Here is a 12155-nt window from a genome sequence, read left to right as displayed (position 1 = left end):
CAAATATCCTGCCCGCTTTCGGGCAGGATATTTGCGAAACCCCGGCTCCCCCCGCCAATATCGACGGGTGCTCGAACGCCGTACGCCCTCATCCCACGAGGATCTCCTCGACCACCTGGTGCGCAGCACGCCGCTGAACCGCGGCGAGGCCGCCCGGGTGGTGCTGGATGTGCTGGCCTACTTCGACGAGACGACCGAGGAGTACGTCCGCCGCCGCCATCGCGAGCTCCAGTCCGGCGGGCTGACCAACACGGACATCTTCGAGCGGATCGCGGCCGAGCTGCCGCACCGCGCGGTGGCGCCACCGGAGCTCTCGCTCCGGCAGCTGCGCCGGATCGTCTACGGCTGAGGCCGCGCGGCCGACGGGCCCGGCCGGCTCACCGGCCGCGGGCCCCGGATCGCCTCGGGCACTGATCGGACAGTTCTACGGGAGGGTCGCAACGCATGTGCGGAATCGTTGGTTACATCGGGAAGCGTGATGTCGCTCCGCTGCTGCTGGAGGGGCTGCAGCGGCTGGAGTACCGGGGGTACGACTCCGCCGGCGTGGCCATCCACGGCAAGTCGGGCGGGCTGAAGACGGCCAAGGCCAAGGGCCGGGTCCGGGAGCTGGAGAGCCGGCTGCCCAAGCGCTTCGCCGGCACCACCGGCATCGCGCACACCCGCTGGGCCACCCATGGCGCACCGAACGACGTCAACGCCCACCCGCACCTGGACGCGGACGGCAAGGTCGCGGTGGTCCACAACGGCATCATCGACAACGCCGCCGACCTGCGGGCCAAGCTGGTCGCGGACGGCGTCGAGCTGGTCTCGGACACCGATTCCGAGGTGCTCGCCCACCTGATCGGCCGCTCCCAGGCGCCGACCCTGGAGGAGAAGGTCCGCGCCGCGCTGGCGCTGATCGAGGGCACCTACGGCATCGCCGTGCTCCACGCCGACTTCGCGGACCGCATCGTGGTCGCCCGCAACGGCTCCCCGGTGGTGCTGGGCATCGGCGAGAAGGAGATGTTCGTCGCCTCCGACGTCGCCGCCCTGGTCAGCCACACCCGCCAGGTGGTCACCCTGGACGACGGCGAGATGGCCACCCTCAAGGCGGACGACTTCCGCACCTACACCACCGAGGGCTCCCGCACCTCGGCCACGCCCACCACCGTGGAGTGGGAGGCCGAGTCCTATGACATGGGCGGCCACGAGACGTACATGCACAAGGAGATCCACGAGCAGGTCGACGCCGTGGACCGGGTGCTGCGCGGCCGGATCGACGACCGTTTCGCCACCGTCCGGCTGGGCGGGCTGAACCTGGACGCCCGCGAGGCGCGCGCGGTGCGCCGGGTGAAGATCCTCGGCTGCGGCTCGGCGTACCACACCGGTCTGATCGGCGCCCAGCTGATCGAGGAGCTGGCCCGGATCCCGGCGGACGCCGAGCCGGCCAGCGAGTTCCGCTACCGCAATCCCGTGGTGGACCCGGACACCCTCTACATCGCGGTCAGCCAGTCCGGCGAGACCTACGACACCCTGGCGGCCGTCCAGGAGCTCAAGCGCAAGGGCGCCCGGGTGCTGGGCGTGGTCAACGTGGTCGGCTCGGCGATCGCCCGGGAGACCGACGGCGGCGTGTACGTGCACGCCGGCCCCGAGGTGTGCGTGGTCTCCACCAAGTGCTTCACCAACACCGCCGTCGCCTTCGCGCTGCTCGCCCTGCACCTGGGCCGGATCCGCGATCTGTCGGTGGCCGACGGCAAGCGGATCATCGCCGGTCTGCGCAGGCTGCCCGAGCAGATCGCCGAGGTGCTGCGCGACGAGGAGCGGATCAAGGAGCTGGCGGCGGAGTACGCGGACGCCAAGAGCATGATGTTCGTGGGCCGGGTGCGCGGCTACCCGGTGGCCCGTGAGGCCTCGCTGAAGCTCAAGGAGGTCAGCTATGTGCACGCCGAGGCGTACCCGGCCTCGGAGCTCAAGCACGGCCCGCTGGCCCTGATCGAGCCGGCGGTGCCGACGGTGGCGGTGCTCCCGGACGACGAGCTGCTGGAGAAGAACCGCGCCACCCTGGAGGAGATCAAGGCCCGCAGCGGCCGGATCCTCGCCGTCGCCCACCAGGAGCAGGACAAGGCGGACCACACCATCGTGGTGCCGAAGAACGAGGTCGAGCTGGACCCCATCCTGATGGGCGTTCCGCTGCAGCTCCTCGCCTACCACACGGCGCTGGCGCTGGGCCGGGACATCGACAAGCCGCGCAACCTCGCCAAGTCCGTGACGGTCGAGTAGGTCCGTACGGTAGGGGGGGGCCGAAGGGCGATGGCGCGGGCAACCGCGCCCGCCGCGGGCGCCGTTCGTACCGAAGGCGGGGTCCGCGTGTGCCACCGGTCACGCGGCCCCGCCTCCGCCGCACCGGCGCTCGCCCTCGCGCCGGCGGCGGGCCGACCGCCCGGGGTCCGTCACCCCCGGACGACGGCATGTCCGGATGCCTGCTGTGTACCCGTCACAAACGCACAACGCACCTCTACGCGAGGGTAGTTTCCCGGAAGTCGCGGGAGTGGAGGTCCAACACCCCGATCCCCGCACGGAGATCGGGAGCGAACGGTCGGTGGCTCGGCGGGCACGGCCGGGACGCATGACCCGTACCGCACCGCCGGATCCGTGCCGGCGCCCCGGAAGGGGCCGAGGGCCGCCACCGGGAACGCCCCGGGCCGACCGCCGAGGGGGTCTTTGTCAGGGGATGACCACCACGGGGCGCTGCGCGCGGCGGGCCAGGCGTCCCGCCACCGAGCCGAAGATCCGGCCGACCAGGCCGTGGGTGGAGCCGACCACGATGGCGTCGGCCGCGTACTCCCGGCCGACCTCCTCCAGTTCGTGGCAGATGTCCCCGCCGCGCTCGACCAGGATCCAGGGCACCTCGGAGAGGTAGTCCGCACAGGCCAGTTCGAGGCCCAGCACCTCGGTGCGGTGGTCGGGCACATCGACGAAGACCGGGGGTTCGCAGCCGGCCCACACGGTGGTCGGCAGCCGGTTGGCGACATGGACGATGATCAGGCCCGAGCCGGAACGTCGGGCCATCCCGATCGCATAGGCCAGGGCTCGTTCGCTCGACGTGGAGCCGTCGAATCCGACCACGACGCCGTGCTGGAACGCCGGGTCGCAGGAATGACGTGATTCTTCCGCCGCTTCGGGGTGCGCCGCGTGATCGGCGAGCCGCTTGCGGTCCGCGGGTTCGGGGAATTCGTGACCGGCCATCGGTGTCTCGGCGAAGAAAGTCCTCTTTGCGGAGGGATCTGCGGGGGCTCTGGTTGGCGTTGTCGAGGGGCGTGGGTCTCGGGCGGCTCGGGGCGGGCAATCGAACGGACGAAATCCGTCCGGGATTCATCTTTTCAAGCCCTTACCCCTAAGGGTACGGCCCCACTCCTTGCCTGCCCAGAGACCACCCCGGCGGCGGGGCGCGCGAGGTGTTCTCCGGAGCATGCCGGAGGCCGCGCCGTAGCGCAATGCCCCTGGACCGCCCCCTGGCGTACGCCTAGCCGTAGTCAAGCGGTGACCGAGCGGTTGTCCAGAGTTGCTTGATCGACGTTTCGGAGTGTCGCCTTCCGCGGATTCCGCGGCCGGATCCCACCCCCGAGGTCTCACCCTACGCCATCGCCTGCTCACCGTACGCGCCTGGGCGGGCGCCCCGCCACGCGACCCCCGCGAGGCCGCCCGGAAAGGCTCCCCCGCCTCCGCGAGACGGCCATCCAGCGCCGGCGGCCGGTCGGCGAGGACTCGGCGGGCCGTCAGACCGGGTCGCCGCACGCGGACATGAGCCGCTCCGGAAAACCGGAGCAAGTGCCTCCGGTGCGCCGCCGCGCGATGCCACCGATGCCGACCGCGCCACATCGTCTCGGCCCCGGCGCGCGGGGCCCCGACGGCCGAGCGCGGGAGCGGCGCCCCATAAGGAAGAGCGCGTGGGGCGCACTCGGGTTGTCCGCATCCTGGGCAGGCGCACGCCGGTCGAAACGGGGAACCTCTCTCGTGCTTCCACTTCTTTTCAGCCAACTTCGGGAGGGACTTCTTCCCATGGCAAACACGCTGTGACACCCGTCTCCGACCAGCAAGGAAAGGGGTAGCGGGGGGTCGTACCCCCTACGGAGAGTGGGTGTGAGCCATAGGCCCACTTCCCAGGAAGCCCTACGAGTGCAACGCTTCGTGATCGAATGCTTCGCGCCAAGTTGTCATGTCGACTAAGTGGCGGGTGGTGAACTGGTCACGGCGACCACACGCGACCCAGTAGATTCGATCTTGGCGATGACCGGCGGGGGAACCGTTCAGGACCGAGGGGAAACGTGCAGGACCGAGAGGACGCGACCACCGAGGGGGGCTTAGTTCCATGAGCCAGGACTCCACAACCGTACCGGAGACCTCGCGCAAGCTCTCCGGGCGCCGACGACGAGAAATCGTCGCGGTGCTGCTCTTCAGCGGCGGCCCTATATTCGAGAGCTCCATCCCGCTTTCCGTCTTCGGTATCGACCGGCAGGACGCCGGTGTCCCGCGGTACCGACTGCTGGTGTGCGCGGGCGAAGATGTGCCATTGCGAACGACCGGCGGACTGGAACTGACCGCCCCGTACGGTCTGGAGGCACTCTCCCGGGCCGGCACCGTCGTCGTTCCGGCCTGGCGCTCCATCACCCAGCCACCACCGGCCGCCGCGCTGGACGCGCTGCGCCGCGCCCATGAGGAGGGCGCGCGCATCGTGGGCCTGTGCACGGGCGCCTTCGTGCTGGCGGCGGCGGGGCTGCTGGACGGGCGGCCGGCCACCACCCACTGGATGTACGCCCCGACGCTCGCCAAGCGCTACCCGTCGGTCCACGTGGACCCGCGGGAGCTGTTCGTGGACGACGGCGACGTGCTGACCTCGGCCGGCACCGCGGCCGGGATCGACCTGTGCCTCCACATCGTGCGCACCGACCACGGCGCCGACGCGGCCGGGGCGCTGGCCCGCCGGCTGGTCGTACCGCCGCGGCGCAGTGGAGGTCAGGAGCGCTATCTGGACAGGTCTTTACCAGAGGAGATCGGCGCGGACCCGCTGGCCGAGGTCGTCGCCTGGGCGCTCGAACACCTCCACGAGCAGTTCGACGTGGAAGCGCTGGCGGCCCGTGCCTACATGAGCCGCCGCACCTTCGACCGGCGGTTCCGCACCCTCACCGGCAGTGCTCCGCTGCAGTGGCTGATCACCCAGCGGGTGCTCCAGGCCCAGCGGCTCCTGGAGACCTCCGACTACTCGGTCGACGAGGTCGCCGGGCGCTGCGGCTTCCGGTCGCCGGTCGCGCTGCGCGGGCACTTCCGGCGGCAGCTGGGGTCCTCCCCGGCCGCGTACCGGGCCGCGTACCGGGCGCGCCGACCGCAGGCCGGGGCGGGCGACCGCCCGGAGCCGGCCGAGCAGCGGGGGCAGGAGGCCGGAGCGGCGCTGCGGCGACCGGGCGGGGCGCTGCCCCATCCCGCGCACCCGCAGCAGCACGGCGGTCCGGCGACCGGCTCCCCGGTGCCCAGCCACGGCGGGCACGGGGCGCATCCGGGGCTCGGCGGGCATCCGCTCGGCGGGCACCCGGGCTACGGCGGGCTCGGCGGGCACCCGGGCCATCCCGGTCACGGGGGCCAGGAGGCGGGGAAACCCGACTCCGACGCCTATGCCCCGCGACTGCCCGAGCAGGGCCCCGGTCGACCCTCGGGACGTCCGACCCTGCCCGGTCAGCGGAGCGCCCCGTAGGGTGAGACGCATGAACGATCGCATGGTGTGGATCGACTGCGAGATGACCGGGCTCTCGCTGTCCAACGACGCGCTCATCGAGGTGGCGGCCCTGGTCACCGACTCGGAACTGAACATCCTGGGCGACGGCGTGGACATCGTGATCCGCCCGCCGGCCGGAGCGTTGGAGAGCATGCCGGAGGTGGTGCGCGAGATGCACACCGCTTCCGGCCTGCTCGCCGAGCTCGACGGCGGCACCACCCTGGCGGACGCGCAGCAGCGGGTCCTGTCGTACGTCCGCGAGTACGCCCCGGAGCCCAGGAAGGCCCCGCTGTGCGGGAACTCCGTGGGCACCGACCGCGGCTTCCTGCTGCGCGACATGCCCGAGCTGGAGGCCCACCTGCACTACCGGGTGGTGGACGTGTCCTCGATCAAGGAACTGGCCCGCCGCTGGTACCCGCGGACGTACTTCAACAGCCCGCAGAAGCGTGGCAACCACCGGGCGCTGGCGGACATCCGCGAGTCCATCGCGGAGCTGCGCTTCTACCGGGAGGCGGTCTTCGTCCCGCAGCCCGGCCCGGACTCGGACACCGCGAAGGCCATCGCGGCCAAGCACGTGCTGGACGCCGAGTAACAGTCGTCCCCGCTCGCGCCGGGCCCCCTCCGGGACCCGTCACCCGGCCCCGGAGAAAGCCTGGCGCGAGCACCCCCGAAAACCCTGTACACTTTTTCTCGGCCGGTGCGGAAGAGCACGGAAGCACCGGTCATGGTGGGTATAGCTCAGCTGGTAGAGCACCTGGTTGTGGTCCAGGATGTCGCGGGTTCGAGTCCCGTTACTCACCCTGACAGACCGGGCGGATGACCTGCGGAAACGCAGGTCATCCGCCCGGTCTTTTGATTTTCACGGGAACACGATGGGAACAGGGCGCCCCTTCGGGGCCCCTACGGTCCCCTCATGGCGAGCATCGTGGAGCGACCCAAGAAGGACGGCACCAGCACCTTTCAGGTGAAGTGGCGCCAGGACGGCGAATGGCAGACCGAGCGGTTCGGCGGCAGCGACTCGGCCGAGGGCTTCGAGGACCTGGTCGAGGCACATGGCGGCCGGTGGCCGTCCGGCTGGTGAAGGGCGAGGGGTTCGTGGACCAGCCCAAGGCGCCCGGTGACATGGACCTCGTGACGTACGTCACCCATTACGTGGATCGGCTCACCGGCATCGACGTCCGCAGCTCCGCTGGGCGCGGCGGTCACACGGCTGGCGGACCAGGGTACGGCCCACTGCCGCCGCGCCCAGCAGGGCATGGACAACCAGTGGTCGTCCTCGCTAGCTGTTGGGGCTGATGTCGCGCCACACGGCGGCGGTGCCGGGTTCGTCGCCCTTGTTGGCCCAGTACTGGGCGACCCAGCGGCGTTCCTGGTGCGTGACGACGTCTCCCTTGTTGTAGTGGTCGGCCTCCGCGTCCCAGGGCGGCGCCTGGCAGCCGCCGCCCTCGGGCTCGGGCGGAGCCACCGTCTGCGTGCCGTGGCGCTTGTCGCCGGTGATGCCGAAGGTCTGCCCCTCGGTCGTCACGGTGACGTTCACCGGGCCGGTGGCGGGCAGGTAGTACTTGACGGGGATGTCCATGCTGCGCCCTGCGGGGATCTCCTGGCAGGCCTCCAGGGTGAGGGTGACGCGGTGGAAATCCCCCTTCAGACCTCCCACGTTGGGACCGGTGTGGCCGGGCTCCACCCCTTCGTACGGCTGCCAGTTGCCGTCCTTGACGACGGGCGGCGCGGACGTCGGCAGATCGAAGGAGATCTTGGCGCCACCGCCCAGGGTCTTGTCACCGTGGTTGGTGACACGCAGCTTGGGCTGGAGCGGCCACAGCTCGTCGGTCGGGTAGTCGGCGAACTCGACATCCACATCGAGGACCTGACTGGGCAGCTCGGTCCCTCCGGCGCGCGTGGCGGCATAGGGGCCGGCACCGCGCAGGGCCTCGTCGAGCTGCCTGGTCATCGTGTAGCCGGGCACGCACTGGTCCCTGCTGCCGTCCTCGGGGCACTGGTAGTCCCCGGCCAGCTCCCAGATCATCGCGCCGCCCGCACCCATGTCCTTGATGTAGTCGGCCTTGGCGGCGATGTCCTGCTCGTCCTGGGTGGACAGGAACACCTTCTTGTCGGCGTTCCAGAGCCAGGAGGCCTTCAGGGTGTCGTCCCAGTGGCGGGTGTAGCCGTCGACGCGGTTGGCGGGCGAGTCGGGGTCGACCCCGAACTGTCCCAGGTAGCCGCCGGTCACCCCGCGCTCGAGGTTCTTGGCGTGCCACATCGGGTTGGACCCGGCGGCGAGTTCGTCCCCGGCGGCTGTCTGGTCGTGCCAGATGTTGTCGACGCCGGAGGCACCGGAACCGCAGGGGGTCGTGCTGCCGTTGGGGCCGGTCCCGTCGGGGCAGTCGTCCTGGTCGGGCAGCTCCGACGTGCCCCACAGGCCATCGCCCGTACCGCCCTCCACGTTCTTCCAGCCGCGCGTGTAGTACGGCACGCCCAGGTTGATGCGCCCGGCCTGCAGCGCGCCCCGGAAGTAGTGGTAGGACCAGTCGGTGTTGAAGTACCCCTCCTTCTGGTAGTCCTTGGTGTCCTCGCTCTGGTCGTCGTAGATGCCGGCTGCGGTCAGCTCGGCGTCCTTGCCGTCGTCGTAGAGCGGTGACTGCGGGCCGACGTAGCTGTTCCACGAGCCGTGGAAGTCGTACGACATGGTGTTGACGAAGTCCAGATACTGCAGGGCCCTGAAGTCCTCCTGGCCGCGCAGCAGATAGCCGGAGGCGGAGGCCGCGGCGGTGAGCTGGTAGTAGGTGCCGTCTTCGGCGGAGGCTGCGTCGAGCTTCTCGCGCAGGGTCTTCATGAGAGCGGTGTTCCCCGCGTTGAGGCCCTTGCGGCGGGCGTTCGCGATGGGCCAGTCCTCCGGATTCCCGGCGTCCTTCAACGACGTCGGGTACTCGTAGTCGATGTCGGCGCCGTCGAATCCGTAGGTGCGCAGGAAGTCGACGACGGAGTCGGCGAAGGTGTCGATGGCGGGCTGGTTCACGCTGCCGTCCTCGTTGGTGGTGAGCGTGTAGAGCCCGCCGGTCTTCTCACGCGAGCCATCGGGCTTCAGCGTGCCGCCGGTCTCGGCCCACCCACCGACGGAGATGAGCGTTTTCACCCGGGGATGCTGCTTCTTGTACTTCGTGAGGAGGTTGAAGTTCCCCTTGTACGGGAGCGAGTCGTCCATCTCGGCGCCGGGTACGTCCGGCCAGGTCATGCCGGTGGCCGGGTTGGCCGGGTCGTTGGTGTCGCCGACGGAGATGCGGTTGGCCTGGTCGACGTGCGCGAAGGCGTAGTTGACGTGGCTGACCTGCCCCCAGGGGATGCTGTTGGGCAGATACATGGGCTGCCCGTTGATGCCGGTGCGCCAGCCCGTGAAGTAGCCGACGACGCGGCGCGGGTGGCGCGCACCCATCAGCTCGCGGCCCTGGTCGTCGTAGATCCGGCAGTACGGGGTGTTGACGCCCTTGGTCGCCGTCATGCCGTCGGGGCGGCACGTGGGCTGGTCGGCGGGGTCGGTGGAGAAGGGGGCGGGGCGGTCGGGTTCGGGGTCGTCGGCGGGGGTGGGGCCGGTGCGCACGGTGCGGTGGGCCGTCGATCCCTCACCGGAGAAGATCGAGCCCTTCAGAGACGGCCACATCTCCGTGATGGGCACCGGTCCCACTTCGATCTCGCTCTTCGCCAGGTCCTCGTCGAGGTACAGGCGCAGCGCCTGGGGACCGTCGACCAGATAGACGATGGAGCCGTTCGGCTCCGGGTCGAACGCCGTCCTCTGCAGGGCCGTGTCGATGCCGTTCTCGAAGCCGGTGCCCTTGAGGAGCGGTAGCCCCTCGGAGATGGACCGGGGCTCCATCACCCACGTGTCGCCGGTGCCGTCGATGTCCAGCTTGAAGATGGCCATCTGGTCGCCCTTGAACAGCATGATCCGGTCGTCGCCGATCTCCACGGTCGCGTCCACGCCCTGGGCGAAGGGTGTGCCCTCCAGGAGACGGAAGCCGGTGGTGATGGGCAGCGGCCCCTTGGCCAGGGTGTCGTCGGTGCCGTTCATCGGGATCTCGACGCGGACGTACTGGTCGCCGCGGAAGAGAATGAGTTGGCGCTTGTCGTACTTCTCCGCCTCGACGGCCGCGTCGAATCCGTTGACGAACGGGGTGCCGCGCAGGCTGGGCCACTGTGAGGCGATGTCCTTCACCTCGCCCAGCGGCTCGTCGGAGACCTCCTCGAAGCGGGCGTAGCGGTCGCCGCGGAAGAGGTACTGGTTCGGGGGCCCGCTTTCGGCGGTGCGGACAGCGGCGTCGATCGCCGGTTTTCCGTGGACGTCCACGTCACCGGGCTTGCTGCCGCGCTCGCCCCGGCAGGCGTACGTCCACGGGGCGGTGCTGCCGCCTGCCGCCGCGACGAACTTGGTCAGGCAGGCGCTCAGGGCGCGCTGGCCGTAGGCGTTGGGGTGGACCGTCTCGACCCACTCGCCCGGTGTGGAGAGGCCGGAGAAGAAGCGCACCCACTCCGCGTCCTCGGCCGGAACGGGATTGTCCAGGGTGTTCGTGGACGACGCCTGCTTCGTCGACGTGGCGCACAGCTCGTGCCCAGCGAAGGCGTCACGCAGGTCGAGGAAGGACACCCCCGACTCCTCGGCGGCGCCGCGCAGCATGGCGCTGATGTTCTCGATGGCGAACTCGCGGGTCCAGTCCGCGTCGCCGTCGTAGAAGGGACAGCCGCCCACCTTGTAGCGGTCGTAGTTCTCCTCGCCGTACTTCATGTCGGTGGAGGCGGGGAGCGGGGCGGGGTAGGACTGGAGCACCAGGCGGTAGCTGCCCGGCCGCTGTCCCGCCGCGGTCATGGTGGCGCGGATGGCGTCGATCGACCTGATGACGTTCTCGCGCACCTGCCCCAGGCGGCGCTGCATCGCCGGGCCCGCTTCCTTGCCGCAGATTCCGGCGTCCGTGATGAAGGCACCCGCACAGCCTTTGACGATGGAGGAGAAGGCGAGGTCATTGCCGCCGATGGAGAGTGCGATGGTGTCGACGTGGTACCGCGCCGCGATGTCGGCGAGCTGCTGGACCTGGGGTTTCTGCGCGCCTTGCGACTCGCTGATGACGTGCTTGGTCTCGGCGCCGGAACAGGCGATGTTGAACCTCCGCTCCCTGGGGATGCCGGAGATCTCGGCCCCCTTGATCTCGGCCACGTCGGAGCGGTGGCAGGAGTCGTCGCCGTCCTTGCCCTTCTCGTAGACCTCGCGGCCGCCGGCGGCACGGTCGGTCCCCCAGGAGCCCTCGTCGCTCGTGTTGGCGTTGCCCTGCCAGCGGCCGGCCTCACCGGAGATGAAGCTGTCGCCCATGGAGACGGTGGCGGAATCCTTCCCGCAGGCCGTGCCCCGCGTGGCGGAGCGGGCGACGGGCTGCCCGCCGGCGGCGCAGGCGGGGCCGAACCACACCGCGTGGTGATCGGAGTGGGGTCGGTCCAGGCGCCAGGCCTCGTACTCGGCTGGGGGCTTGGGGTGGACGATCGCGTAGTCCAGCGTGCGCACGGGAGTGGACGGCGGAGCAGGGTAGGTGGACACGTCGGGGGCGACCACGGCGGCCTCGTCGAGATCGTCGAGCTCTTGTTTGGACCATGTCGCTGCGTCCCTGTTGAAGTCGCCGAGCACCGACCAGCTGTCGTCGCCCGCCGCCTCCGCGTCCTCCCGGGCCGCTGTGACGCGGTTGACGGTGTCACCCTGGTTGTTGGCGTTGTTCGCTCCGTGCACGGTGTAGAACCAGGTGTCACCGCCCAGCCTGATGCCGAGCATGGGCTTGGGGATGCCGTCGACCAGGTTCCCGCCGGCGTCCACGGCACGGCCGATGACGTGGACGTTGTCGTCGTCGAACGGCACGTCGTCGCGGACCACGAAGCCCATGTTCCTGGTGGCGTTGCCGTTTTCGATGGAGAGGAAGAACAGGTCGTAGTCGTCGGCCACCTCGAACGGTGCGTCGCACTTGGTCACCGACCAGCCCCTCGGGGCCTCGGTGTCCGGGAGGCGCTGGCTTGTGACCTGCCGCGTCTCGAAGTCGTCGCCACACGGAGCCCTGCTGCCCATCTCTTGAAGGGCCACGACGTCCGGTGCGTCATCGGTGTCCAGGAGATCGGCTTCCAGGTTTCCCCCGTTGCCGCCCGAGGTTCCGTCCCAGCGGTCCCCGTTCTGCATGTTGAACGTGGCAGCCGTGTAGGCCTCGACGGCCGCCGCCGCGGGCGCCGCCCGGGCGAGCGCGAGCGTCTGCAGCAGCGTGGTGAGCAGGACCAGCGCCATGGCTCCCGCTAAGCCCTGTCGAGGCCAGGCCGGGACTGGTCTGAGATGGTGTGTATGTCGCATGCCCGGACGGTATGGTCGTTCCATCTATGTTTCATAAACAACCAC

The 12155-nt window shown here is 70.1% G+C and carries 7 protein-coding genes and 1 tRNA gene; 6 read left to right on the top strand and 2 right to left on the bottom strand.

Features of this window, described 5'->3' with window-relative positions; genetic code table 11:
- Positions 1-67 precede the first annotated feature (67 nt).
- Together E4099_RS04905 and glmS are read left to right on the top strand one after the other, a co-directional pair.
- Positions 68-349, top strand: coding sequence for a hypothetical protein (locus tag E4099_RS04905; protein WP_135337688.1), 282 nt, complete (start codon positions 68-70; stop codon positions 347-349).
- Between the two features lie 95 nt (positions 350-444).
- A complete protein-coding gene (gene glmS, locus E4099_RS04900; protein ID WP_135337687.1) occupies positions 445-2259 on the top strand; it encodes a glutamine--fructose-6-phosphate transaminase (isomerizing) in 1815 nt (604 codons plus the stop codon).
- Positions 2260-2703: 444 nt separating this feature from the next.
- On the opposite strand, the gene E4099_RS04895 is transcribed toward glmS, so the two are convergent.
- A complete protein-coding gene (locus tag E4099_RS04895; protein ID WP_135337686.1) occupies positions 2704-3225 on the bottom strand; it encodes a universal stress protein in 522 nt (173 codons plus the stop codon).
- 1123 nt (positions 3226-4348) lie between these two features.
- On the opposite strand from E4099_RS04895, the gene E4099_RS04890 reads away from it, so the two are divergent.
- The 4 genes from E4099_RS04890 to E4099_RS32825 all read left to right on the top strand — a co-directional run bounded on the left by E4099_RS04890 (position 4349) and on the right by E4099_RS32825 (position 6827).
- The gene (locus E4099_RS04890; RefSeq protein ID WP_135337685.1) at positions 4349-5725 is read left to right on the top strand and encodes a helix-turn-helix domain-containing protein; all 1377 of its coding nucleotides are present in this window, start codon (positions 4349-4351) and stop codon (positions 5723-5725) included.
- A 10-nt stretch (positions 5726-5735) separates the two neighbouring features.
- A complete protein-coding gene (orn, locus tag E4099_RS04885) occupies positions 5736-6338 on the top strand; it encodes an oligoribonuclease (RefSeq protein WP_135337684.1) in 603 nt (200 codons plus the stop codon).
- 135 nt (positions 6339-6473) lie between these two features.
- A tRNA-His gene (locus E4099_RS04880) sits at positions 6474-6546 on the top strand.
- 113 nt (positions 6547-6659) lie between these two features.
- Positions 6660-6827, top strand: a complete 168-nt coding sequence (locus E4099_RS32825) for a hypothetical protein (protein ID WP_167828291.1) — start codon at positions 6660-6662, stop codon at positions 6825-6827.
- Between the two features lie 198 nt (positions 6828-7025).
- On the opposite strand, the gene E4099_RS32820 is transcribed toward E4099_RS32825, so the two are convergent.
- Positions 7026-12047, bottom strand: coding sequence for a glycosyl hydrolase family 18 protein (locus E4099_RS32820; RefSeq protein ID WP_167828290.1), 5022 nt, complete (start codon positions 12045-12047; stop codon positions 7026-7028).
- Between the last annotated feature and the right edge of the window lie 108 nt (positions 12048-12155).

The organism is Streptomyces palmae, from assembly GCF_004684805.1.
GTDB classification, from domain to species: Bacteria; Actinomycetota; Actinomycetes; order Streptomycetales; family Streptomycetaceae; genus Streptomyces; species Streptomyces palmae.
Note: the sequence above shows the minus strand (reverse complement) of the source record. Positions and strands in the feature narration are given on the sequence as shown.